The sequence below is a fragment of the Pseudomonas sp. EU05-FHT14B02 genome (assembly GCF_058791055.1).
This window is the reverse complement of the sequence record NZ_JBYTDD010000023.1, coordinates 87,688-110,923: the sequence shown is the minus strand read 5'-3', so window position 1 is coordinate 110,923 and position 23,236 is coordinate 87,688. Positions and strand designations below refer to the sequence as shown.

General features: G+C 60.8%; 20 protein-coding genes. 7 read left to right on the top strand and 13 right to left on the bottom strand.

Annotation, left to right across the window (positions count from 1 at the left end; all coding sequences use genetic code 11):
* Positions 1 to 114 precede the first annotated feature (114 nt).
* From AC3WTM_RS20775 to AC3WTM_RS20745, 7 genes are all read right to left on the bottom strand, one after another.
* On the bottom strand, positions 115 to 294 hold the full coding sequence (locus AC3WTM_RS20775) for a hypothetical protein (RefSeq protein ID WP_085716476.1): 180 nt from the start codon (positions 292 to 294) through the stop codon (positions 115 to 117).
* A complete protein-coding gene (locus AC3WTM_RS20770) occupies positions 291 to 1,421 on the bottom strand; it encodes a PepSY-associated TM helix domain-containing protein (protein ID WP_102670896.1) in 1,131 nt (376 codons plus the stop codon). The genes AC3WTM_RS20775 and AC3WTM_RS20770 overlap by 4 nt, the downstream gene beginning before the upstream one ends.
* A gap of 72 nt (positions 1,422 to 1,493) precedes the next feature.
* Positions 1,494 to 3,938 (bottom strand): TonB-dependent siderophore receptor, encoded by a 2,445-nt coding sequence (locus AC3WTM_RS20765; RefSeq protein ID WP_102670830.1) that lies wholly within the window; start codon positions 3,936 to 3,938, stop codon positions 1,494 to 1,496.
* Positions 3,939 to 4,198: 260 nt separating this feature from the next.
* Entirely contained in the window at positions 4,199 to 5,173 is a 975-nt protein-coding gene (locus tag AC3WTM_RS20760) for a FecR domain-containing protein (RefSeq protein ID WP_102670831.1), read from the bottom strand.
* Positions 5,170 to 5,688 carry an RNA polymerase sigma factor gene (locus AC3WTM_RS20755; protein WP_090451802.1) on the bottom strand — a complete coding sequence of 173 codons (519 nt, stop codon included), beginning with the start codon at positions 5,686 to 5,688 and terminating at the stop codon, positions 5,170 to 5,172. The genes AC3WTM_RS20760 and AC3WTM_RS20755 overlap by 4 nt, the downstream gene beginning before the upstream one ends.
* Positions 5,689 to 5,805: 117 nt before the next feature.
* Positions 5,806 to 6,513, bottom strand: coding sequence for a 3'-5' exonuclease (locus AC3WTM_RS20750; protein WP_102670832.1), 708 nt, complete (start codon positions 6,511 to 6,513; stop codon positions 5,806 to 5,808).
* Positions 6,510 to 8,450, bottom strand: coding sequence for a putative nucleotidyltransferase substrate binding domain-containing protein (locus tag AC3WTM_RS20745; RefSeq protein WP_102670833.1), 1,941 nt, complete (start codon positions 8,448 to 8,450; stop codon positions 6,510 to 6,512). The genes AC3WTM_RS20750 and AC3WTM_RS20745 overlap by 4 nt, the downstream gene beginning before the upstream one ends.
* 253 nt (positions 8,451 to 8,703) lie before the next feature.
* Between AC3WTM_RS20745 and AC3WTM_RS20740 the strand changes: the two genes are divergently transcribed.
* On the top strand, positions 8,704 to 9,150 hold the full coding sequence (locus tag AC3WTM_RS20740) for a response regulator (protein WP_102670834.1): 447 nt from the start codon (positions 8,704 to 8,706) through the stop codon (positions 9,148 to 9,150).
* 110 nt (positions 9,151 to 9,260) lie between these two features.
* Here AC3WTM_RS20740 and AC3WTM_RS20735 read toward each other — a convergent pair whose 3' ends face one another.
* Complete coding sequence (locus AC3WTM_RS20735) at positions 9,261 to 11,438, bottom strand: malate synthase G (protein WP_102670835.1); 2,178 nt, start codon at positions 11,436 to 11,438, stop codon at positions 9,261 to 9,263.
* A gap of 546 nt (positions 11,439 to 11,984) precedes the next feature.
* On the opposite strand from AC3WTM_RS20735, the gene AC3WTM_RS20730 reads away from it, so the two are divergent.
* Positions 11,985 to 12,503, top strand: coding sequence for a glycine cleavage system transcriptional repressor (locus tag AC3WTM_RS20730; protein ID WP_102670836.1), 519 nt, complete (start codon positions 11,985 to 11,987; stop codon positions 12,501 to 12,503).
* A 215-nt stretch (positions 12,504 to 12,718) separates the two neighbouring features.
* Here the strand turns inward: AC3WTM_RS20730 and rarD are convergent, their stop codons facing one another.
* The 5 genes from rarD to AC3WTM_RS20705 all read right to left on the bottom strand — a co-directional run bounded on the left by rarD (position 12,719) and on the right by AC3WTM_RS20705 (position 18,520).
* The gene (gene rarD / locus AC3WTM_RS20725) at positions 12,719 to 13,606 is read right to left on the bottom strand and encodes an EamA family transporter RarD (RefSeq protein ID WP_102670837.1); all 888 of its coding nucleotides are present in this window, start codon (positions 13,604 to 13,606) and stop codon (positions 12,719 to 12,721) included.
* A 216-nt stretch (positions 13,607 to 13,822) separates the two neighbouring features.
* Entirely contained in the window at positions 13,823 to 14,797 is a 975-nt protein-coding gene (locus tag AC3WTM_RS20720) for a serine/threonine protein kinase (RefSeq protein WP_102670838.1), read from the bottom strand.
* 185 nt (positions 14,798 to 14,982) lie between these two features.
* On the bottom strand, positions 14,983 to 16,884 hold the full coding sequence (locus AC3WTM_RS20715) for a PhoX family protein (RefSeq protein WP_102670839.1): 1,902 nt from the start codon (positions 16,882 to 16,884) through the stop codon (positions 14,983 to 14,985).
* A 67-nt stretch (positions 16,885 to 16,951) separates the two neighbouring features.
* On the bottom strand, positions 16,952 to 17,716 hold the full coding sequence (locus AC3WTM_RS20710; RefSeq protein ID WP_102670840.1) for a TOBE domain-containing protein: 765 nt from the start codon (positions 17,714 to 17,716) through the stop codon (positions 16,952 to 16,954).
* 63 nt (positions 17,717 to 17,779) lie between these two features.
* Positions 17,780 to 18,520: a ComFC family protein gene (locus AC3WTM_RS20705; RefSeq protein WP_102670841.1), complete on the bottom strand. Its 741-nt coding sequence runs from the start codon at positions 18,518 to 18,520 to the stop codon at positions 17,780 to 17,782.
* Positions 18,521 to 18,613: 93 nt separating this feature from the next.
* Between AC3WTM_RS20705 and bioB the strand changes: the two genes are divergently transcribed.
* From bioB to bioD, 5 genes are all read left to right on the top strand, one after another.
* Positions 18,614 to 19,669: a biotin synthase BioB gene (gene bioB, locus AC3WTM_RS20700; protein WP_090451787.1), complete on the top strand. Its 1,056-nt coding sequence runs from the start codon at positions 18,614 to 18,616 to the stop codon at positions 19,667 to 19,669.
* 174 nt (positions 19,670 to 19,843) lie between these two features.
* The gene (gene bioF, locus AC3WTM_RS20695) at positions 19,844 to 21,022 is read left to right on the top strand and encodes an 8-amino-7-oxononanoate synthase (protein ID WP_102670842.1); all 1,179 of its coding nucleotides are present in this window, start codon (positions 19,844 to 19,846) and stop codon (positions 21,020 to 21,022) included.
* Positions 21,015 to 21,746 (top strand): alpha/beta fold hydrolase, encoded by a 732-nt coding sequence (locus tag AC3WTM_RS20690; protein ID WP_102670843.1) that lies wholly within the window; start codon positions 21,015 to 21,017, stop codon positions 21,744 to 21,746. The genes bioF and AC3WTM_RS20690 overlap by 8 nt, the downstream gene beginning before the upstream one ends.
* Positions 21,739 to 22,551, top strand: a complete 813-nt coding sequence (gene bioC / locus AC3WTM_RS20685; RefSeq protein WP_102670844.1) for a malonyl-ACP O-methyltransferase BioC — start codon at positions 21,739 to 21,741, stop codon at positions 22,549 to 22,551. The genes AC3WTM_RS20690 and bioC overlap by 8 nt, the downstream gene beginning before the upstream one ends.
* On the top strand, positions 22,548 to 23,228 hold the full coding sequence (gene bioD, locus AC3WTM_RS20680; RefSeq protein WP_102670845.1) for a dethiobiotin synthase: 681 nt from the start codon (positions 22,548 to 22,550) through the stop codon (positions 23,226 to 23,228). Before bioC ends, bioD begins: the two co-directional genes overlap by 4 nt.
* Positions 23,229 to 23,236 lie beyond the last annotated feature (8 nt).

The window sequence follows — 23,236 nt, the reverse complement described above, 5'->3', positions numbered from 1 at the left end:
TTGTGGGAGCGAGCTTGCTCGCGATGGTCGTCAACGATGACGTTGGAAGACTGACACCCCTGGGAGTTCTCGGGTGCATCGCGAGCAAGCTCGCTCCTACCGGGGGATGTCGCTTCAGCGGCGTTGCAGGAGTCCCCGCAGGGCAACAGCGGCGGGGATGCCCAAGCCTAGCCAGCTCAGCGAATCCCACACACCATCCCCGAGCAACGCGGCAAACAACCCTGCTGCGCTGAACAAGGCGATGACGATTGGAGTGCTAAACACTTTCCAGAAGTTCGACTGCCGGGGCTTCATGCCGCGCTCTCCGCTTTTTCCAGCACCGGCCTGGCAGCCTTGCGCCGCACCACCCACAGGTAGACCCCGCTGCCGAGCACGATGATGGTCAGCACATCGAGGGTCGCCCAGAGTATCTGCATCGGCATGCCGCCGTAGTCACCGAAGTGCAGCGGTTGTGACATGCCCATGACGTCCATGTACCACGGGCGTTCGACCACTGCGGTGACTTGCAGGGTGCTGGCATCGATCAGAACCGGCGTCAGCAGGTGCGAGGTCAGGTGCGTGCTGCCCTTCATGAACACTGCGTAATGGTGCTCACTGGAAAAGCGTGTGCCGGGGAAGGCGATGAAGTCCGGCTGCATGCCCGGTGCGACTTCTTTGGCGATGTCGAGCAAACGGTTGGCCGGCGCCAGTTGAGTCAGCGGTGGTGCATCGCGATACGGCGCGATCATCGCGGCCAGTGTGTCGTTGCGCCATGCGGCAATCAGTAGGTCTGCGCAGGCACTGACGACGCCGGTTACGCCGACCACCAGCGCCCAGGTCAATGTCACGACGCCGATCAGGTTATGCAGGTCGAGCCAGCGCAGGCGAGTGGATTTGTCCTGGCGCACGGTGGCGAATTTCAAGCGGCGCATGAACGGCAAGTACAGCACTGTGCCGGAAACGATCGCTGTCACGAACGCAATTCCCATGAACGCCAGCAGTAACTTGCCCGGCAAGCCGGCGAACATGTCCACGTGCAGGCGCAACATGACCATCATGAAGCCGCCGTTGGCCGATGGCGTTTCCAGCGCTTCGCCAGTACGGGCGTCGAGCATGAAGGTGTGGGACGAGTTCGGCTCGGTGCCTGCGGTCGCGGCCATGATGGTCAGCACTGCGTTGGGCTCATCGTCCTCGAAGCCGAAGTACTGCATGACTTCACCGGGACGATGTTTCTCGGCCGCGTCCACCAACTGCTGCAAATTCAGGTGTGGGGTGTCCGCCGACATTACCTTCACTTCAGGCGCATCGCCCAGCAAGTGGTCGATCTCGTGGTGAAAGATCAACGGCAGGCCGGTCAGTGCCAGCATCAGCAGAAACGCTGTGCAGATCAGGCTGGACCAGGTGTGGACGAAGGACCAGCGGCGAATTGTTTTACTTTTCATTTCATAGCCTTCAGAAAAACCAAAGCCGCCCACGAAGGACGGCCTGGTCATTGGGCGTGTCAGCTCAAAGCGTTACCACTTGTAGGTTGCACTTGCGACGACACTGCGCTGGTCGCCGTAGTAGCAGTAGTAGCTGTCGCAAGTCGAGATGTAGTCCTTGTCGAGCAGGTTGGTTGCGTTGACGGCCAGCGAAGCGCCTTTGAGGCTGTTGTCCAGGCGACCGAGGTCGTAGTGAACCACTGCGTCGAACACCGTGTAGGCGTCGGCCTTGCCCAGCCAGGTGTTGGCCTGGTCGCCATAGGTATTGCCGGTATAGCGCGCGCCAGCGCCGATGCCGAAGCCATCCAGCACGCCGCTGTGCCAGGTGTAGTCGCCCCACACTGACGCTTGCTGGTTAGGCATCAGTTGCAGGCGATTGCCCTTGTAGATGCCCTCTTGCACTTCGGATTTGGCCAGGGTGTAGGCAGCGGTGACCTTGAGGTTTTCGGTCACGTCGGAAACGGCTTCCAGTTCCAGGCCTTTGACTTTCACTTCGCCGGTCTGGCTGGTGACTGTCACGTTGCCCACGTTGTTGGTGACGGAAACGTTTTTCTGGGTCAGGTCATACACAGCCGCGGTCAGCAGGGTGTTGCTGCCCGGTGGCTGGTACTTGATCCCCAGTTCCCATTGCTTGCCTTCGGTCGGCTTGAACGACTCGGTCGGCGAGGCAACGGCATTGCTGGTCGGCTGGAACGATTCGGCGTAGGACAGGTAAGGCACGAAGCCCGAGTCGAACACGTAGCTGATCGCCGCGTTGCCGCTGAAGTTCTTGTCGCGTTCGGTGTTGGTGGCATCGCCCTTGTTGAAGAACGTGGTGCCGGTGTGGACCCAGTCTTCACGACCGCCGAGGGTCAGGCGCCATTGGCCGAGGGCCATCTGGTCCTGGATGTACAGGCCGGTCTGCTGGGTCTTCTGTTCGTAGTCATAGAAGGCTGTGGAGCGTGCCGGACGCTCGATCGGCAAGCCATAGACCGGGTCGTTGACGTTGATGCCCGGCGCGGTGCCGAAGATCGAGAGGTAGTTGGTGGTGTTGCGCTGGTGGTCCAGGCCGATCAGCAAGGTGTGACTGACGTCGCCGGTGACGAAGTCGCCCTGGAAGTTGTTGTCCACGGCGAATTGGGCGATGTCTTCGTCGACATTGGTGGTGCCACGGCCGGTGTTGCCTTGATCGTCGACGACAAAGCCGAGGTTGGCAAAGTCAGGGTTGTAGCTGTTGACGGTCACGGCCTGGAACGACAGCTCCGACTTGGTGTAGCGCAGGTTCTGGCGGAACTGCCAGACATCGTTCAAGCGGTGTTCGAAGGCATAACCCAGTGCGTAGTAGGTGCGGTCGTAGAAGTCGTAGTTCGGGTCACCCAGGTTCTTGTGGTGGGAGATATCGCCGAACGGCATGTCGATCTTGGTGCCCTGGATCGGATAGAACTGACTGGTGATACCGGTATCGTCACGGGTGAACTGCGTGAGCAGGGTGAATTTGGTGTCTTCGTCGATGTTCCAGGTCAGGCTGGGGGCAATGTTGTAGCGCTTGTCATCTATGTGGTCGATGGGCGTGCCGCCGTCGCGCAGCACGCCGCTGAGGCTGTAAAGGAACTGGCCTTCGTCATCGATCTTGCCGGTGCTGGCGAAGTTGATCTGGCGATGATTGTCGCTGCCGTATTGCAGCTGGATCTCGCTGCTGGCTTCAGCGCTTGGGCGACGGCTGACCATGTCCAGCAGGCCGCCCGGCGGGGTCTGGCCGTACACGGAGGAGGCCGGGCCGCGCAGCAGCGCCAGGCGGTCGAGGTTCCAGGTTTCCTGTTTCGGATTGGAGTACACACCTTTTGGCAGTGGCAGGCCGTCGAGGAATTGAGTCGGCTCGAAACCCCGCACACGCAACCAGTCGGCGCGGGTGTCGCTGCCGAAACTGCTGGAGGTGATGCCCGGCAAGTAGCGCACGGCATCGTCGAGGGTGTGCGCGTTGCGGTCGTCCATCTGCTCGCGAGTGACGACCGAAATCGAACGCGGTGCCTCGACCAGCGCGGTGTCGGTCTTGGTGCCGGCGGCGGTGCGCTTGGCCAGGTAGCCCTGTGCCGGGCCCCAGGCGCTTTCAGTGTCTTGCACACCAATCACGCTGGTTACCGGCAGGTCCATCACACCCTCGGGCACGGCCACCAGGCTATAGGTGCCCGCACTGCTCTGTTCCAGTTGCAGCCCGGTGCCACGCAGGGCTTCGCGCAGGGCGCCGGCTGCGTCGAACTGGCCTTTGACCGGCGCCGAGGTCTTGCCCGCCGCCAGGGATGGATTCAACGACAGGGCCAGACCGGCCTGGCTGGCAATCTGGTTCAGGGTGTTGACCAGTGGAGCGGTCGGCAGGTTGTAGGCGCGGACGCTGGACGCCTGTTCAGCGGCGACCAGTTGGCTGCTGGCCAAAGGGGTGCAAAGGGCAATGGCAACCGCCAGCAAACTGCGGCGTAACAGGGAGTCTAGCGAACGAGGCATACAGCGGCTCCTGAATGGAAACATTTCTCAATTGCCTGTGTGCCGTACGAAAATCAAAAAGTGATAGGGCTGGATGAAAATAATTTCGATTCAGAAGTCGGTTCGATTCAGAAGTCGGTTGCGGCTGGTATTGAGTCAAATCGGTTTTTGTGGGGCGTCGAACGCCGTCATCGCGAGCAAGCTCGCTCCCACATTTTGAAATACATTCCAATGTGGGAGCGAGCTTGCTCGCGATGACGGCCGATCAGATACAAAGCATTTCAGGGTTTGGTATCGGCCTTGGCCACGACCTTCACCCACCACTGCGTGTGCTGTTCGATCTGCACCGGCAGGGTCGGCAGCAGGGCGTTGAGTGCCAGGTCGGTGTCGCGTAGCGGGAAACTGCCGGTGATGCGTAGGTCGGCCACTTCCGGCGCGACCCCGACGTAACCGTTTCGATAGCGGCCGATTTCATGCACCAGGTCCTCCAGGCGCGTGTTGTCCACCACCAGCATGCCGCGGGTCCAGGCATCCGCACCGAGGTTGACGGCCAGAACCGGGCCCAGGCCGTTGTTGCGGATCAGTACCTGCTGGCCTTCGCGCAGAATCTTTTCGTCAGGGTTGGACTCAGGGTGAACCGCCACCGCCGACTGCAATACGCTCAAGCGCGTTCCGTCTTCCTCGCGCTTGACCAGAAACCGCGTACCCAGCGCACGCATGCTGCCTTCGCGGGTTTCGACGATGAACGGCCGGGGATCGCCATGGCCGGTTTCAACCAGTATTTCGCCTTCCTGAAGCACGATGCGCCGCTGCTTTTCATCGAAACGCACATCCAGCGCACTGTGGGTATTGAGATTGATCAGCGTGCCGTCAACCAGACGCAGGGTGCGTTGCTCGCCAACGGCGGTGCGCTGGTCGGCCAGCCAATAGTCGATCGGCAGGTAACGATCCCCGGCGAACAGGGCCAGGCCGACCACGGCAACGAAACTGGCGACACCGTTGCCAAGCTTGCGCATTCGCCGACGAATGCCTTCGCGCGATTGCAGCAAGGCAGTGCGGGCCGGGCCGCTGGCCACGCTGAAGCGTTGGTCGAGCATGCCCAACTGGCGCCAGGCGCGGGCGTGCTCTTCGTGGGCCGCGTGCCACTTGGCGAACTCTTCGCGCTCTACCGGGTTGGCGGAGTCCATGGACAGCTGCCAGGCAATCGCCGCGTCCAGCACGCTGGCCGATACCGGTTTGGAACTGACCGGGTTCATGTCGGCTCACCATACAGCGCGATATAGCACTGGCGAATGCCTTGGGCCAGGTACTGGCGCACCCGCGGCACCGACACACCGAGGCGCTCGGCGATTTCCGCGTGACCGAGGCCGTCGAGGCGGTTATAGAGGAATGCCGCCCGGGCCTTGCTGGAAAGTTTGCCGAGCAAGCGGTCGATGTTTTTCAGGTCTTCGAGGATCATTTGCTGTTCTTCCGCCGACGGTTGTTCGGCTTCGGGAATCAGCATCAACTCGGTGAGGTAGGCCTGTTCCAGCGCGGCGCGACGGAAATAATCGAACAGCAGGCCCTTGGCGATCGCCACCAGGAATGCCCGCGGCTCGCGCGGTGCCTTCAGTTCCTCACGGCCCAGCAAACGCACGAAAGTGTCCTGGCTCAGGTCTTCGGCCCGCTGCGGGCAGGCGACGTTGCGTCGAAGCCAAGCCAATAGCCAACCGCGATGGTCGCGATATAACGCACCGACGAGCTCACTTTGAGGGCTTGGGACTGACGACACGCCGCATCACCGATTGGGAAGTATTAACTAACGAGAATTGTTCGCGATTGTGGCAGAGGCGCGGGAGGTAAGCAATTGGCGTTGGTCGGGTGGGGATTTGGCGAAGGCCTCTGTAGGTCAGAGGGAAGGCGCCTGCTGCCGGCGCTTCCACTGACTCAAGCGCTGTTGCAAATTCAACGGGCTATGAATCTGCTGCTGCCGCGCACGGCTGAACAGGATCAGTGCCAGTTCGGCGGTGGCCAGGGCGTCGGCGCTGGCGTGGTGGCGCTCGAAGACTTCGAGCTTGAACCAGTCGATCCAATCGTCCAGCCCGGCCTTGCGAATGTGCGCCTGGGGGCATAGCAGCGGCGCAATATCTGCCACATCCAGAAAGGCATGCTGCAACTTGTAACCCAGATGATCCTTCAGGGCGCGCCCCAACATGTGCTGGTCGAACGGCGCATGGAAGGCCAGCACCGGGCTGTCGCCGACAAACTCCATGAGTTCGAGCAGCGCCTCGGCCGGGTCGCTGCCGGCAGCAATTGCACTGGGGCCCAAGCCGTGAATCAACACACTGGGGCCGAGTTTGAGTTCGCCGCATTGCAAGGTTCGCTCGAACTGTCGACTGAAATCGATCGCACCATCCTCGATCACCACGGCGCCGATGGACAGTACCCGGTCCTTGTTCATATTCAGCCCGGTAGTTTCCAGGTCGAGCACTACCCAGCGCTGCTCGCGCAGGCTGCATTCACTCAATCCGGTGACCGTCGGCAGGCGTTGAAGACGTTGTTGCAGGTCTGCGGACAAGCTCGGGCCGGCCGGGCGCAGCCATGAAAACAGGCTCATAACTGATACCGCAAGGTCAGGCTGCTTTGCAGGCGCTGTGCCTGGCGCAGGGACTCACGCAGGATGCGCCGGTCCAAATGATTGAGGCTGTCGGGATCGACCCGATTTGAGTAAGGAAAATTCTCTCGGGTCTGTAGTTGATGTTGCTGCATGCGGGTTTGCTGGATGAAGTGATAGGCCTCTTCGTATGCGGCGCCGTCCAGGGGATCGATGACCTCCTTGTCGACCAACTGGCGAAAACGCTCCAGCGTGTTGTTTGTTTCGATACCGTGGGCCAGGGCCAGCAACCGGGCGCCGTCGACAAAGGGTGTCAGACCCTGAGTCTTCAGGTCGAGGGTGGCCTTCTCGCCATTCTTTCGCGCCAGTACGAACTCGCGGAAACGCCCGACGGGCGGGCGATTGCGCAACGCATTCTCAGCCATCATGCGCTGGAACAAGCGGTTGTCGCCGACCTGGTCGAGAATGCTCCGGCGCAATTGCTCACAGCCTTGCTCGCTGCCCCAGACCACGCGCAAATCGAAATAGATGCTCGAACCCAGCAGGTTCTCCGGGGTTGCCTCGCGGATAAACGCCGCAAAGCGCCGCGCCCATTCGGCCCGGGATAGGCACAGCTCGGGGTTGCCGGCCATGATATTGCCCTTGCACAAGGTGAAGCCGCACAGCGCCAGGCTCTGGTTGATCTGCTGGGCAATGGGCAGCAGCTTGCCGCGAATCTCGGCGGCATGGGCCGTATCCCTGGCTTCGAACAGGATGCCGTTGTCCTGATCGGTGTGCAGGGTCTGCTCGCGACGGCCTTCGCTGCCGAAACACAGCCAGCTGAACGGCACGCCGGGGTCGCCTTTTTCGGCGAGGGTCAGTTCGATCACTCGGCACACGGTGTGGTCGTTGAGCAAGGTGATGATGTGGGTGATTTGCGTCGAAGACGCGCCGTGGGCCAGCATGCGCTCGACCAGTTGACCGATTTCGCCCCGCAGCGCCATCAGGTTTTCCACTTTCTGGGCATTGCGGATCGTGCGCGCCAAGTGCACCAGGTCGACTCGTTGCAGGGAAAACAGATCGCGCTCGGAAACCACGCCGCACAAGCGCTGGTCCTTGACCAGGCAGACATGGGCGATGTGCCGCTCGGTCATGGCAATCGCCGCGTCGAAGGCACTCTGATCCGGCGACAGGAAGAACGGCGCCCGGGTCATGTACCCTTCGATGGCCTCGTTGAAATCACTGCTGCCGTTGGCCACGGTCTGGCGCAGGTCGCGCAGGGTGAAAATCCCCAGTGGCGCCTTGAGTTCATCGACTACCACGATGCTGCCGACCTGTTGTTCATGCATCAACGTCACGGCTTCGCGCAATGGCGTCTGTGGGGCGCATGTCACCGGGTGGCGCATGGCCAATTCGCCCAGTCGGGTATTGAGCGAATATTGGGTGCCCAGGGTTTCCACGGCTTTTTGCTGCACTTGCTGGTTGACCTGATCCAGCAGGCTGCTGACGCAGCGCAGGGCGAAGTTGCGGAAGGTGTCCGATAGCGAAAACAGGCGGATGAATGCTGGCTTGTTCAGTTGCAGGCAGAAGGTGTCTTCGCCGGCCAGGTGCTCGGTGCGGGTCGCCCGTTCACCGAGCAACGCCGCGAGAGGGAAACATTCGCCAGTGGTGATCTCGAAGACCGTTTCGGTGCTACCGTTTACCGTATGCGGACGCTCGCCCACGACCCGGCCTTGCTTGACGATATAGAAGTGCTCGACCGGGCCGTCAGCGGGTTTGATGATGCTCTCGCCGGGGGCGTAAAAACGCATCTGACATTGCTCGACCAGATACGCCAGGTGAGCGTGTTCCATCTGATTGAAAGGCGGGAAGCGCTGGAGGAATTGCAACGTGCCCTGGATGTTCTGCAACACCGCGGTTTTCCCTGCCTGTGTGAAGGCGTCCGCTTTACTCATAACCATTACCGCAGTCTTTTTTGAATTGTTGTTGTCGGATGACCCAGATATGGTCGACCCCTGTGGCCGGAGTGCCCATTGGACGTAAGTCTAGGTAGGCGATTGGTATGCTGAAATGTCGGAAGAATCCTACGCAACTGTGCGAAAAACCTCTCTGTCCCCCTATTGGAAAAATATCCGACGAAGCGCACATTTAAGGCCTGCTTAGCGATGTCTCGTCACTGTGCTAGGGAAATGAATTGAACATGTAGAGAAAGCCATGTCCGACCACGATATTTTGAGCGACGCCGAACGCGAAGCGTTGAGCGCCGTCATGCTGGAACCTGACCTGCCGCCACAACGGGTGCTGATCGTTGATGACGATAAAGACGCCAGGGAACTGCTGTCAGAGATCCTGGCGCTTGACGGTATTCACTGCATGACGGCGGCCAGTGGCGAAGTGGCACTCAAGATGCTGGAGGAGAAACCTTCGATCGGACTGGTGATTACCGACCTGCGCATGGGCCTCGTCGACGGCCTGGACCTGATCCGACAGGTGCGCGAGTCGGTACGGGCGGCGTTGCCGATCATCATCGTCTCGGGTGATGCCGACGTGAAAGATGCGATCGCCGCGATGCATTTGAATGTGGTGGACTTTCTGCTCAAGCCGATTGATGCCGGCAAGCTGCTGGAACTGGTCAAGCATGAACTTGGGGTGGAGCCTTAGTCCAAGCCTGTCAGCCCTGAACTACCTCTGTGGGAGATCGCGGACAGCCCAAAAAGAAAAAGCCCTGATCTTTCGATCAGGGTTTTTTCATGTCCGGCGCAGACGCTCAGTTACAGGCCATTGGCAGCCTTGAACTCGCGACGACGACGGTGCAGGACCGGCTCGGTGTAGCCATTCGGCTGCTTGGTGCCTTCGACCACCAGTTCGACCGCCGCCTGGAAGGCGATGTTGCTGTCGAAGTTCGGGGCCAGCGGACGGTACAGCGCGTCGCCAGCGTTCTGACGGTCAACCACCGGCGCCATGCGCTTGAGGCTTTCCATCACTTGCTCTTTGGTGACGATGCCGTGACGCAGCCAGTTGGCGATGTGCTGGCTGGAAATACGCAGCGTTGCACGGTCTTCCATCAGGCCGACGTCGTTGATATCCGGCACTTTCGAACAGCCGACGCCCTGGTCGATCCAGCGCACCACGTAACCGAGAATGCCCTGGCTGTTGTTGTCCAGTTCGTTCTTGATCTGTTCGGCGGTCCATTGCGGGTTGACCGCCAGTGGGATGGTCAGGATGTCGTCTACCGAAGCATGGGCACGTTTGGCCAGTTCGGCCTGACGGGCGAACACGTCAACCTTGTGGTAGTGCAGCGCATGCAGGGCAGCAGCGGTCGGCGAGGGTACCCAAGCGGTGTTGGCACCGGCCATCGGGTGAGCGATTTTCTGTTCGAGCATCGCCGCCATCAGGTCCGGCATGGCCCACATGCCTTTACCGATCTGTGCGCGACCTTGCAGGCCAGTGCTCAGACCGATATCGACGTTGGAGTTCTCGTAGGCGCCGATCCATTTTTCCGCCTTCATGTCCGCCTTGCGCACCATCGGGCCGGCTTCCATGGAGGTGTGGATTTCATCGCCCGTGCGGTCGAGGAAACCGGTGTTGATGAACACCACACGCTCGCTCGCCGCCTTGATGCAGGCCTTGAGGTTGATCGTGGTACGACGCTCCTCGTCCATGATCCCGACTTTGAGGGTGTTGCGCGGCAGGCCCAGCACGTCTTCGATACGACCGAACAGCTCGTTGGTGAACGCCGCTTCTTCAGGGCCGTGCATCTTCGGCTTCACGATGTAGATCGAGCCGGTGCGGGTGTTTTTGCGCGAGGTGTTGCCGTTCAGGTTGTGCATCGATGCCAGGCAAGTCACCAGGCCATCGAGAATGCCTTCAGGCACTTCGTTACCGTCTTTGTCGAGGATCGCATCGATGGTCATCAGGTGACCGACGTTACGCACGAACAGCAACGAACGACCGTGCAGGCTCAGTTCACTGCCATCGACGGCGGTGTAGGTGCGGTCGGCGTTCATGGTGCGGGTAAAGGTTTGACCGCCCTTGGCGACTTCTTCCGACAGATCGCCCTTCATCAGGCCGAGCCAGTTGCGGTAGATCACCACTTTGTCATCGGCATCGACCGCGGCAACCGAGTCTTCGCAGTCCATGATGGTGGTCAGCGCGGCTTCCATCAGGATGTCTTTGACGCCGGCCGCGTCGGTCTGGCCGACCGGGGTGCTGGCGTCGACCTGGATTTCGAAATGCAGGCCGTTGTTTTTCAGCAGGATCGCGGTCGGTGCAGCGGCATCGCCCTGGAAACCGATCAGTTGCGCATCGTTGCGCAGGCCAGTGTTGCTGCCGCCTTTGAGGGCGACCACCAGTTTGCCATCGACGATCTTGTAGCCGGTGGAGTCTACGTGGGAGCCGGCCGCCAAAGGCGCCGCTTCGTCGAGGAAGGCACGGGCGAAAGCGATGACCTTGTCACCGCGTACCTTGTTGTAGCCTTTGCCTTTTTCCGCGCCGTCGGCTTCGCTGATGGCATCGGTGCCGTAGAGCGCGTCATACAGCGAACCCCAGCGGGCGTTCGAAGCATTGAGAGCGAAGCGGGCATTCATAACCGGCACCACGAGTTGTGGACCGGCCATGCGGGCTATTTCGTCATCGACGTTTTGCGTCGTCGCCTGGAAATCGGCCGCTTCTGGCAGCAGATAACCGATGTCTTGCAGGAAGGCTTTATAGGCCACGGCGTCGTGCGGTTGACCGGCACGGGATTGGTGCCAGCCATCGATACGAGCCTGGAAATCATCGCGTTTGGCGAGTAGGGCTTTGTTCTTCGGTGCCAGGTCATGGATGACCTTGTCGGCACCGGCCCAGAACTTATCGGCGGTGAGGCCGGTACCGGGAATGGCTTCGTTGTTCACGAAGTCGAACAGGACTTTGGCGACCTGCAGGCCACCGACTTGAACGTGTTCAGTCATTGCTTGCCTCACTCTGCTCAGCTATTTCGCTTTTCAGCTCTTCAATTTAACAATGAAGCCTTTGGCCATTTAAACCACAAACCCCTCTACCAGTACATGCCCATGACAGGCGGCTGGGTTGGGACCAATCAACGGCTTGGGGCCTTGCTGACAGGGCTTTCAGGGTTGCGAACGTGCCTGCGGCAGACATCGATCCAGCGTTATGTAGTGCGCGCTGCGGCATACTACATGATGAATTGCGGTTGTGAAAATTAGACTAATTACGTCGTTCTGCGACCCCATGACGCATTGCGGTCACATCGGGGAGCGTGATGTTCTCAAAAAACTATTGGATTGTTCCAGTTAAATATCAAAAGTTGTACACGATTTGTTGGGTCGGTCAGATCGGCGGTGCCTTCATCCGCGAGCAGGCTCGCTCCCACAAAGGCCCGCGCAACCCTTGCGGGAGCGAGCCTGCTCGCGAAGACGCCTGACCTGTCGGCGCAGGTTCAACCCTTGCCTATACTTGTTTTTCCATAACAAAAAACATGACCAGAGGGCTGCGCCATGGACCATCTCGTACTCACCGTTTTTGCTCCGGACAAGCCCGGGCAAGTCGAGCGCATTGCCCAATGCATTGCCGAGCACGGCGGCAATTGGCTGGAAAGCCGCATGTCGCGCATGGCGGGACAATTCGCCGGGATTCTTCGAGTGGGGGTGCCGGCCGAGGCCTACGACGAACTGGTCGATGCCCTGCAGGGCCTGTCCGCCCATGGCATTCGCGTGTTGATCGCCGAAAGCGGCATCGAACAATCCTGCACCTGGAAACCGATTGCCATGGAACTGGTAGGCAATGATCGTCCGGGGATCGTGCGTGACATCACGCGCTTGTTGAGCGAGCAGGGGGTGAATCTGGAACGGCTGGTTACCGAAGTGCGCCCGGCTCCGATGAGCAGCGAGCCGTTGTTCCATGCCGAGGCGATTCTCGCGGTCCCGCTGACGCTGTCGCTTGACGTGCTGCAATCGCGCCTGGAAACCCTGGCGGACGATCTGATGGTCGAGTTGGTGCTGCGCAGTGATCCCTGATCAGGTTATCCAAGTTAAACGTGCACCGGCCTGTGGATAACCTGTAGAGACACCCCGCAAGGCCACGCCGACCGGGGTTCTTCATTAACTGATCAAAAAACCAGCAGTTTCAGCCACTTGCACACAATCAGCGGGGATCACGCTGTGGATAACCTTGGGAAGGAATGATGCAGGCCACGGGAGACGTGGCCTGTAGAGTTTTGTGTGTTTTTTGATCAGCTGCGGCGGCGCAAACTTATCCACGCATCGACGCTGTAAACCGCCAGACCGGCCCAGATAAACACGAACGCTACCAAGGTGCTGGATGACAGGTGCTCGCCAAACAGTAGGACGGCCTGCAGCAGTACCAGAGTTGGCGCCAGGTACTGAAGAAACCCCAGTGTCGTGTAGGGCAAATGCCGCGCAGCAGCATTGAAGCAGACCAGTGGCACCAGCGTGATCGGGCCGGCGGCGACCAACCACCAGGCCTGGGACGTGGTCCAGAATTCGGCCTGGGCACTGCTGGCCGTCGGATTGAGCAGCAACCAGCCAAGAGCAATCGGCACCAGCATCCAGGTTTCCACTACCAGCCCCGGCAGTGCCTTGACCGGTGCCTGCTTGCGAATCAGGCCATAGAAACCGAAGGTCAGTGCCAGCACCAGCGACACCCACGGCAGGCTGCCGACTTGCCAGACCTGCTGCGCCACACCCACCGCCGCCAGGCCGACGGCAATCCATTGCATGCGCCGCAGCCGTTCGCCGAGGATCAGCATGCCCAGTAACACGTTCACCAAGGGGTTGATGTAGTAACCGAGACTTGCTTCCAGCATGCGGCCGTTGTTCACCGACCAGACGTAGGTCAGCCAGTTGGCCGCGATCAGCGCGCCGCTCAGGGCCAGGATTGCCAGTCGCTTGGGGTTATCCCGCAGCTCACGCCACCAGCCGGGATGTTTCCAGACCATCAGCAGCAAGGCGCCGAACAGCGCCGACCACAGCACTCGGTGGATGATGATTTCCACTGCGGGCACGCTGGCGATGGCTTTGAAATAGAGGGGGAAAAGCCCCCAGATGATGTAGGCACTCAGGCCTAGAATGTACCCGCGACGCGGGTTGGCGGCTTGCATGCAGAATCCTTGCTTAGGCAGCTAACAAAGAGGGGATTGTAAGGAGATTTGTTTGCGAATGTCCTGACTGAATAGGTAGGACATTTGTGAACATCGGTATCTGTAGGAGCGAGCCTGCTCGCGATGGACGTCAACGATAACGCGTGCTGTCTGGATAAACGCGTTGCCCTTGCGTTCTTCGCGAGCAGGCTCGCTCCTACAGGGGGGCAGGGTGGGTCAGAAGAGCTTCAGTGGCTCTTCTTGGAGCGCCGCCAACTGCTCGCGCAACGCCAGCACTTGATCACCCCAATAACGCTCGGTGCCGAACCACGGAAAACTGCGGGGGAAGGCAGGATCGTCCCAGCGGCGGGCGAGCCAGGCGCTGTAGTGCAGCAGGCGCAGGGCGCGCAACGGTTCGATCAAGGCCAGTTCACGCGGATCGAAGTCGTGGAATTCGTTGTAGCCGTCCATTAGTTCCGACAACTGGCTCAGGCAATCCTGGCGATCGCCGGCGAGCATCATCCAGATGTCCTGTACCGCCGGACCCATGCGGCAGTCGTCGAGGTCGACGATATGGAACATCTCGTCACGGCACATCATGTTGCCGGGGTGGCAGTCACCGTGCATGCGGATGTTCTGGTGCGGCGTGTTGCTGTAGGCATCTTCCACACGCTTGAGCAGATCGCGGGCCACTGACTCGTAGGCCGGCAGCAGGCTGCGGGGGATGAAGTTGCCGTCGAGCAATGTGGCCAGCGAGTCATGGCCGAAGTTTTTTACCGCCAGCGCTTCACGGTGCTCGAACGGCCGGGTCGAGCCGACCGCATGCAGGCGCCCGAGCAACTGGCCCAGGCGATAGAGTTGGTCGAGGTTGCCCGGCTCCGGTGCTCGGCCGCCACGGCGGGGGAACAGGGTGAAACGGAAACCGTTGTGTTCGTGCAGGGTTTCACCGTTGTGGATCAACGGCGCCACGACCGGCACCTCGCAGTCGGCGAGTTCGGCGGTGAACTGGTGCTCTTCCAGAATCGCTTCGTTGCTCCAGCGTTGCGGCCGGTAGAACTTGGCGATCAGCGGCTCAGCGTCTTCGATACCGACCTGATAGACGCGGTTCTCGTAGCTGTTGAGCGCCAGGATGCGCGCGTCGCTGAGAAAGCCGATGCTTTCGACGGCATCGAGCACGAGGTCTGGTGTGAGGGTTTCAAACGGGTGGGCCATGCTGACTCCTGCGCGCAGCAGGCTGCTGCGTCCGGCCAGGCATGGTAGCGCAGACGGCGCGGTTTTAGTGGATGTGTGGTGTCTGGGCTGCCGCCATCGCGAGCAAGCTCGCTCCCACAGGTCATGCGCCAGATTTGAAATCGCGCCAATCCTGTGGGAGCGAGCTTGCTCGCGATGAGGGGTTGTCAGGCGCCGACGATCCCGCCATCTTCCCGCGAAATCGCCATCACTGAAGAGCGCGGTTTGCCGTTGGGTAGGTGCTCGGGGAAGGTAGAACCGCCGTTTTCACCCGGATGCTGGATTCCGACAAACAGGGTTTTCTGGTCCGGCGAGAAGCTGATTCCCGTCACTTCACAACCTACAGGGCCAACCATGAAGCGACGAATCTCGCCGGTTACCGGATCGGCACAGAGCATCTGGTTGTTGCCCATGCCGGCAAAGTCTCCGGCGTTGCTCGAATCGCCGTCGGTGAGAATCCACAAGCGTCCGGCCTTGTCGAAGCCCAGACCGTCAGGGCTGTTGAACATGTTCTGCGGCGTGATGTTCGAGGATCCGCCTTTTGGTGTGCCGGCGTGAACCCCCGGATTACCGGCGACGACGAACAGGTCCCAGGCAAAGGTTTTCGAGCCGTGATCGTCACGCTCGGTGCGCCAGCGCAGGATCTGGCCGTAGACGTTCTTCTCGCGCGGGTTCGGCCCGCCCGCTGGTTGCCCGTCCTCGCCGCGCTTGGCGTTGTTGGTCAGCGTGCAGTAGACCTGGCCATCCTTGGGGCTGACCACGATCCATTCCGGGCGGTCCATGCGCGTGGCTTTCACCACACTGGCGGCGAGACGCGCGTGAATCAAAACTTCGGCCTGATCGGCAAAACCGCTGCTGGCGTCGATGCCGTTTTTGCCGTGGGTCAGTTCGATCCATTCACCCTGGCCTTTCGGGTGATCGACGTTGCCGTCGCCGGCATCGAACCGCGCCACGTACAGAGTGCCGTGGTCGAGAATGTCACGGTTGGCCTTGGGGTTCTTGTGGTCGATCTTGTCGCGGCTGACGAATTTGTAGATGAACTCACCGCGTTCATCATCGCCCATATACACCACGGCATGACCGTCACTGGTTTCGGCCAGTGCGGCGTTTTCGTGCTTGAAGCGGCCCAGGGCCGTGCGCTTGACCGGCGTCGATTTCGGATCGAACGGATCGATCTCCACCACCCAGCCGTGACGGTTGAGCTCGTTGGGGTTCTTCGCCATGTCGAAGCGCTCGTCGTGCTGGTGCCAGTTGATTTCTTTGCTGGTGGCCACCACTCCGTAGCGTTTTTGCGCCGGGTCGAACTTCTGCTCGGCGTTGCTGCTGCCGAAGCAGTCGGTGAAGTTCTCTTCACAGGTCAGATAGGTGCCCCACGGTGTCTTGCCGTTGGCGCAGTTCTGGAAGGTGCCCAGGACGTTCTTGCCGTGCGGGTCGGCACTGGTTTTGAGCAGGGTATGTCCGGCGGCCGGGCCGCTCAGGGTGATCGGTGCGTTGCCGTGAATGCGGCGGTTGTAGCGTGAGCCCTGGACGAATTGCCATTGGCCGTTCTTGCGCTGCACTTCAATCACCGACACACCTTCGCAGGCCAGCGCCTTGCGCACTTCTTGCGCCGATTGCGGCATGCCGCCGTGGGCGTAGAGGTAGCGGTAATTGGTGTATTCGTTGTTGATCGCCATCAGCGCCCGGTCTTTTTCGCCCGGAAATTCGAACAGGCTCATGCCGTCGTTGTTGTCGCCGAACTGGACTTCCTGATCTTCGGCGCTGCCGTTGCCGCTCGGGTCGAACGCCGGACCGTCCTTGTACAGGGGCTGGCCCCAACTGATCAGCACCGAGGACTTGTAGCCCGGTGGCAGGGTGATGGTGTCGCTGGTGGCGGCGGCAATGCTGTCGAAACCCAGCAACTGGCTGTTGCCGGCGCTGACACTGGCGGCCATCACGCTGCGGCTCAGCAGGTTGCCGCCAATGAACATCGCCGCGCCGCACAGGGCACCTGCGCTGATGAAGCCGCGACGGCTGAGGCCGACCATGGTTTCGAGGTCGGTGGACTGGTTTTCTTCTAATAGGCTCATTTCAGGCTCCCTGCGGATTTTGCAGACACCTTAATGATGAGTCATGAACCTTTTGTTGCAGTTCTGCTTACAGTGGTGTGCCCAGCAGAACCCTGGACGGCGAAAACTCCACGCGCACCGGTTTGCCACACGTCAGCTCCGATGCTTGCAGATGACTCTGTTCGGCCAAGGCGCATAGAGTCAGGCCGTTGGGCAGGGTGATGCGCACTTCGCTGGGGCCGTCGTCGGCGTCGAGAATTTTTTCGATGATGCCGCTGAGGCAATTGCTTTCAGGCGTTTCGACAGAGTCGATCTGCAGCACGTCGAGCCAGCCGGCTTTGATCAATGCCACGACTTCAGTGCCGATTTGCAGTTCCAGGCGCTCGGTGCTGTCGTGGGTAATTTGCGCGGCGACGATCAGGCCTTCGGCGACTTCGAGGCGAATCAGGTCGTTGCGTCCCTGAGGTTCGATCGCAATCACCTTGCCGTGCAACTGATTGCGCGCGCTGGTGCGCAGCATCAGGCGCCCGAGCAGATCCAGATCGCTCGTGTCTTCAGTTGCTTCCAGCACTTGGGCCTGCAAGGCTTGCAGCTTCTGATACAGGCGCAACACCCGCTCACCTTCGTTGGACAGGCGCGCACCGCCGCCGCCCTTGCCGCCGACAATCCGCTCCACCAGCGGCTTCTGCGCCAGGTTGTTCAGCTCATCGATCGCATCCCAGGCAGCCTTGTAGCTCAGGCCCGCACTTTTTGCCGCGCGGGTGATCGAGCCTTGTTCGGCGATGTGTTGCAGCAGAGCGATGCGCTGCGGACGGCGGACAATGTGCTGGGATAGCAAGGTTGGCAAAGACATGACAAGTCGCTTTGGGTGGTGACGATGGTGAGGACGTTGGTCGCTTGGGCCGCGCGAGTCAAGTCAGGGTGTTTCGCCGGGTTTGGGCGTGCGGGCCAGGCAATAGACGTCGACCCTCGCCGCCCCGGCGTCCATCAAAAGGCGAGCCAGGGCCTGGGCCGTGGCTCCGGTGGTCAGTACGTCGTCGACCAGAGCCAGGTGCCGGCCTTTGACGACCGCGCCGGGTGCCAGGGCGAAAGCATTGCGCAGGTTTCTTAGACGGGCTTCGGCGTTCAAGGCCTGTTGGGCGTCGGTGTCTTGAGTGCGCAGCAGCAACCGTTCGTCGCAAGGGATATCGAGACTCGCACTCAACCAGTGAGCCAGCATCGCCGCCTGATTGAACCCGCGTTGGCGCAGGCGCCGATTGGCCAGCGGCACGGGGATCAGCGCCTGGGGCCGCAGCAGATCGTCTTCGAAGCGATGTTGCAGGTATTGAACAAGAAGTTCGGCGAGCAGGCGACCAAACGGCCACTTGGCGTTGTGTTTGAAGCGGGTGATCAGGCTGTCTACCGGAAAGCTGTAGGTCCAGGGCGCAATCACTTGTTCGAAGGCCGGTGGCTGCTTCAGGCAAAGGCCGCAGGTCAGTCCCGCGGCCGGGAGCGGCAGGGCGCAGGTCAGACAGTGGTCACCGAGCCAGGGCAGCTCGATTTCGCAGGCCGTGCAGACAGGAGGGGGGCCGTCGGTCGGTTCATTGCACAAAAGGCATGATTGTTTGTTTTTTAACCAGATGTAAACCTGTCCTTCGTATCGTGGTTGACAGCGCATCGCTCTTCCTTAAATATGCCGAAACATCTGTGAAGTGGCTGTGAAACTCCATTACCCAGCCGACTGCCAAAGCATAATTCAAAGGAAACGCCCATGAGCGCCAGCACCACTGCCACCCTGCGTCATGACTGGACTTTGGCCGAAGTCAAAGCACTCTTCGTTCAGCCATTCAATGACCTGTTGTTCCAGGCGCAGACGGTGCACCGTGCGCATTTCGACGCTAACCGCGTCCAGGTGTCGACCCTGCTGTCAATCAAGACCGGCGCCTGCCCGGAAGATTGCAAATATTGTCCGCAGTCCGGTCACTACAACACCGGCCTGGAAAAAGAGAAACTGATGGAGGTGCAGAAGGTCCTCGAAGAGGCCGCTCGCGCCAAGGCCATCGGTTCGACCCGCTTCTGCATGGGCGCGGCGTGGAAGCATCCGTCGGCCAAGGACATGCCGTACGTGTTGAAGATGGTCGAAGGCGTGAAAGCCATGGGCCTGGAAACCTGCATGACTCTCGGTCGCCTGGATCAGGAGCAGACCGAAGCGCTGGCCAAGGCCGGCCTCGACTACTACAACCACAACCTCGATACCTCTCCGGAGTTCTACGGCAGCATCATCACCACCCGCACCTACAGCGAACGCCTGCAAACTCTGGCGTACGTGCGTGATTCGGGGATGAAGATCTGCTCCGGCGGCATTCTCGGCATGGGCGAGTCGCTGGACGACCGCGCCAACCTGCTGATCCAGTTGGCCAACCTGCCTGAGCATCCCGAGTCGGTGCCGATCAACATGCTGGTGAAAGTCGCCGGGACGCCGCTGGAAAATGCCGACGACGTCGATCCGTTCGACTTCATCCGCATGCTCGCCGTCGCGCGCATCCTGATGCCGCAATCCCACGTGCGCCTGTCCGCCGGCCGCGAAGCCATGAACGAGCAGATGCAGGCCCTGGCGTTCTTCGCCGGTGCCAACTCGATTTTCTACGGCGACAAACTGCTGACCACCGCCAACCCGCAGGCCGACAAGGACATGCAACTGTTCTCGCGTCTGGGGATCCTGCCGGAAGCCCGCGAAGAGCACGCCGACGAGGTGCATCAGGCAGCAATCGAGCAGGCGCTGGTGGAGCAGAAGAGCAGCGAGCAGTTTTACAACGCGGCTGTTTGAGTCTTCCACCGACTTCTCTGGCTGGAATGCAAAACACTGTGGGAGCGAGCTTGCTCGCGATTGCGTCAGGTCCGTCGACATCAATGTTGAATGTGACGCCGCCATCGCGAGCAAGCTCGCTCCCACAGGGATCGCATTCATTTTGATTTCTGTGATCTGAACTTCGAGGCCTGCATGTCTTTCGATCTCGCCGCACGCCTTGCCGCCCGTCGTGCCGAAAACCTCTACCGCCAGCGCCCGCTGCTTGAAACCCCGCAGGGGCCGCAAGTGGTGGTCGATGGCCAGCCGTTGCTGGCGTTCTGTAACAACGACTACCTGGGCCTGGCCAATCATCCGCAAGTGATCGAAGCCTGGCGTGCCGGCGCTTCGAAGTGGGGTGTGGGCGGAGGGGCATCGCATCTGGTCATCGGCCATAGTTCCCCGCACCATGCCCTGGAAGAAGCATTGGCCGACCTGACCGGCCGCCCGCGGGCTTTGTTGTTCAGCACCGGCTACATGGCCAACCTCGGTGCGGTCACGGCACTGGTGGGGCAGGGTGATACGGTGCTCGAAGACCGGCTCAATCATGCGTCGCTGCTCGACGCGGGGCTGTTGTCCGGCGCGCGGTTCAATCGTTACTTGCACAACGACCCGGCGAGCCTGGCCAAGCGCCTGGAAAAAGCCACCGGCAATACACTGGTGGTCACCGACGGCGTGTTCAGCATGGATGGTGATATTGCCGATTTGCCGGCGCTGGCCCGAGAAGCCAAGGCCAAAGGCGCCTGGTTGATGGTCGACGATGCCCATGGTTTTGGACCGCTGGGTGCCAACGGTGGCGGCATCGTCGAACACTTTGGCTTGAGCCAGGATGACGTTCCGGTGCTGGTCGGCACCCTCGGCAAGGCGTTCGGTACGGCGGGTGCCTTTGTGGCTGGCAGCGAAGAGCTGATCGAAAGCCTGATCCAGTTCGCCCGTCCCTACATCTACACCACCAGCCAGCCCCCCGCGTTGGCCTGCGCCACGTTGAAAAGCCTGGAACTGCTGCGCAGCGAACATTGGCGCCGTGAGCATTTGCAGACGCTGATCCGCCAGTTCCGCGCGGGTGCCGAACAGATTGGCCTGGAGCTCATGGACAGCTTCACGCCGATCCAGCCGATCATGATCGGTGACGCGGGGCGAGCGGTGCGACTTTCGCAAATGCTGCGTGAACGCGGGTTGATGGTGACCGCGATTCGCCCGCCGACCGTACCCGCCGGCAGTGCCCGGCTGCGGGTCACGTTGACGGCCGCCCACAGTGAGGCTCAGGTACAGCTATTGTTAAACGGACTGGCCGATTGTTTTCAACAACTGAAGCCGGAGCCAAGCCATGCGTGATCGTCTGATTCTGCTGCCCGGCTGGGGCCTTGGCGTTTCACCGCTGGAGCCTCTGGCGGCGGCCTTGCGCGGTTTGGATGAGCACCTGCGCGTCGAGATCGAGCCGTTGCCGGAGCTGGCGTCGAGCGATCTTGAAGAGTGGCTCGATGAGCTTGATTCGACCTTGCCGCAAGACGTGTGGCTGGGCGGTTGGTCATTGGGCGGCATGCTCGCCTGCGAATTGGCGGCCCGGCGTGGCGATCGCTGCTGTGGTGTTGTCACCCTGGCCAGCAACGTTTCTTTTGTCGCTCATGATCAATGGACAAGCGCCATGTCCGGGGAAACCTTTGATGCGTTTCTGGCGGGATGTGAAGCCGATCCGCGCGCGACCTTGAAACGCTTTTCACTGCTTTGCGCCCAAGGCGCCGAAGACCCACGCGGATTGTCGCGGTTGTTGCTCGGCGGTGCCCCGAACACCGCTGCGGCGGTGTTGCTGAGTGGTCTGCAAGTGCTCGCGCAACTGGATACACGACAGGCACTGCAATCGTTCCGCGGTCCGCAATTGCATCTGTTCGCCGGCCTCGACGGGCTGGTGCCGGTGGAGGCAGCGGGCGAGTTGTTGGCATTACTGCCGGATGTCGAAGTCGGTCTGATTGAACAGGCCAGCCACGTGTTTCTCCTGGAGGATCCCCACGGTGTGGCGGGGGCGATCCAGGCCTTTTTGCATGAGTCCGGCGATGACTGATTTATCCCTTCCCAACCTGCCCGGCGCCTTGCCCGACAAGCGCCAGGTAGCAGCCTCATTCTCCCGCGCGGCAGCAAGCTACGACAGCGTGGCCGAGTTGCAGCGTGATGTGGGCAGCCAATTGCTCGGGCGCTTGCCGCAGGACTTCGTACCGCAGCGCTGGCTGGACCTGGGCTGTGGCACCGGGCATTTCAGTCGTGCCCTTGGTGAGCAATTTCCGGGCAGCCACGGGGTGGCGCTGGATATTGCCGAGGGCATGCTCAACCACGCCCGGCCATTGGGCGGTGCCACATACTTCGTGGCCGGCGATGCCGAGCGATTGCCACTGCAGGATTCGTCTTGCGACCTGATCTTTTCCAGCCTGGCGGTGCAGTGGTGCGCGGACTTCGACTCGGTGCTCAGTGAAGCCTTTCGAGTATTGAAGCCGGGCGGCATTTTCGCGTTTGCTAGTCTGTGTGTAGGGACGTTGTTTGAATTGCGCGACAGCTGGCGCGAAGTCGACGGCATGGTGCACGTCAACCGCTTCCGGGAGTTTGGTGTTTATCAACAACTGTGTGCGGCCAGCGGCTTGAGGGCGGTCAGTCTGCAAAACCTTGCGCACGTGCTGTATTACCCGGATGTGCGCAGCCTGACCCATGAACTCAAGGCGTTGGGTGCGCACAATCTCAATCCCGGGCGGCCGGGTGGCTTGACCGGCCGGGCGCGGATTTTGGGTTTGATCGAGGCTTACGAACAGTTTCGTCAGGCCAAGGGCCTGCCGGCGACTTATCAAGTGGTGTACGCCGTTTTGGAGAAACCCTTATGAGCGCAGCCTATTTCATCGCCGGCACGGATACCGATGTCGGTAAAACCACGGTCGCTGCGGGGCTGCTGCATGCGGCGCGTTCGGCGGGTTTGAGTACGGCGGCGGGCAAGCCGGTCGCCTCCGGTTGCGATGTGACGCCCAAGGGCCTGCGCAACGCCGATGCGCTGGCCTTGCTGGCGCAGTGTTCGCTGCCGCTGACCTACGCACAGGTCAATCCGATGGCCTTCGAACCAGCCATTGCCCCGCATCTGGCGGCGCGAGAGGCGGGCGTGGCGCTGACGGTGCAGTCGTTGCTGACGCCGATGCGGCAGATTCTGGGCATGCAGGCGGACTTCACCCTGATCGAAGGCGCTGGTGGCTGGCGCGTACCCTTGGCGGATCAGGACAATCTGTCGGACCTGGCCATCGCATTGAAGCTTCCGGTGATCCTGGTGGTCGGTGTACGCCTGGGGTGTATCAGCCATGCTCTGTTGACCGCTGAAGCGGTTGCCCGGGACGGTTTGCAACTGGCGGGATGGGTGGCCAACATCATCGACCCGAAGACCTCGCGGCTGGAAGAAAACCTGGCTACCCTGGCCGAGCGTCTCCCGGCGCCGTGCCTGGGGCGTGTGCCTAAACTCAAGGCCGTTACGGCCGAGGCAGTGGCCGAGCACTTGCAACTGGACCTGTTGGACTGAGGTGAGTG

Bases quoted from the DNA above. Each gene is read 5' to 3' on its own strand.
- bioC (WP_102670844.1), top strand. From the start codon at position 21,739: ATGACTGATTTATCCCTTCCCAACCTGCCCGGCGCCTTGCCCGACAAG.
- rarD (WP_102670837.1), bottom strand. From the start codon at position 13,606: ATGCAAGCCGCCAACCCGCGTCGCGGGTACATTCTAGGCCTGAGTGCC.
- AC3WTM_RS20705 (WP_102670841.1), bottom strand. From the start codon at position 18,520: ATGCGCTGTCAACCACGATACGAAGGACAGGTTTACATCTGGTTAAAA.
- AC3WTM_RS20775 (WP_085716476.1), bottom strand. From the start codon at position 294: ATGAAGCCCCGGCAGTCGAACTTCTGGAAAGTGTTTAGCACTCCAATC.
- bioF (WP_102670842.1), top strand. From the start codon at position 19,844: ATGTCTTTCGATCTCGCCGCACGCCTTGCCGCCCGTCGTGCCGAAAAC.
- AC3WTM_RS20710 (WP_102670840.1), bottom strand. From the start codon at position 17,716: ATGTCTTTGCCAACCTTGCTATCCCAGCACATTGTCCGCCGTCCGCAG.
- AC3WTM_RS20735 (WP_102670835.1), bottom strand. From the start codon at position 11,438: ATGACTGAACACGTTCAAGTCGGTGGCCTGCAGGTCGCCAAAGTCCTG.
- AC3WTM_RS20745 (WP_102670833.1), bottom strand. From the start codon at position 8,450: ATGGTTATGAGTAAAGCGGACGCCTTCACACAGGCAGGGAAAACCGCG.
- AC3WTM_RS20730 (WP_102670836.1), top strand. From the start codon at position 11,985: ATGGACCATCTCGTACTCACCGTTTTTGCTCCGGACAAGCCCGGGCAA.
- AC3WTM_RS20715 (WP_102670839.1), bottom strand. From the start codon at position 16,884: ATGAGCCTATTAGAAGAAAACCAGTCCACCGACCTCGAAACCATGGTC.
- AC3WTM_RS20690 (WP_102670843.1), top strand. From the start codon at position 21,015: ATGCGTGATCGTCTGATTCTGCTGCCCGGCTGGGGCCTTGGCGTTTCA.
- AC3WTM_RS20740 (WP_102670834.1), top strand. From the start codon at position 8,704: ATGTCCGACCACGATATTTTGAGCGACGCCGAACGCGAAGCGTTGAGC.
- AC3WTM_RS20750 (WP_102670832.1), bottom strand. From the start codon at position 6,513: ATGAGCCTGTTTTCATGGCTGCGCCCGGCCGGCCCGAGCTTGTCCGCA.
- AC3WTM_RS20765 (WP_102670830.1), bottom strand. From the start codon at position 3,938: ATGCCTCGTTCGCTAGACTCCCTGTTACGCCGCAGTTTGCTGGCGGTT.
- AC3WTM_RS20770 (WP_102670896.1), bottom strand. From the start codon at position 1,421: ATGAAAAGTAAAACAATTCGCCGCTGGTCCTTCGTCCACACCTGGTCC.
- AC3WTM_RS20760 (WP_102670831.1), bottom strand. From the start codon at position 5,173: ATGAACCCGGTCAGTTCCAAACCGGTATCGGCCAGCGTGCTGGACGCG.
- bioB (WP_090451787.1), top strand. From the start codon at position 18,614: ATGAGCGCCAGCACCACTGCCACCCTGCGTCATGACTGGACTTTGGCC.
- AC3WTM_RS20720 (WP_102670838.1), bottom strand. From the start codon at position 14,797: ATGGCCCACCCGTTTGAAACCCTCACACCAGACCTCGTGCTCGATGCC.
- bioD (WP_102670845.1), top strand. From the start codon at position 22,548: ATGAGCGCAGCCTATTTCATCGCCGGCACGGATACCGATGTCGGTAAA.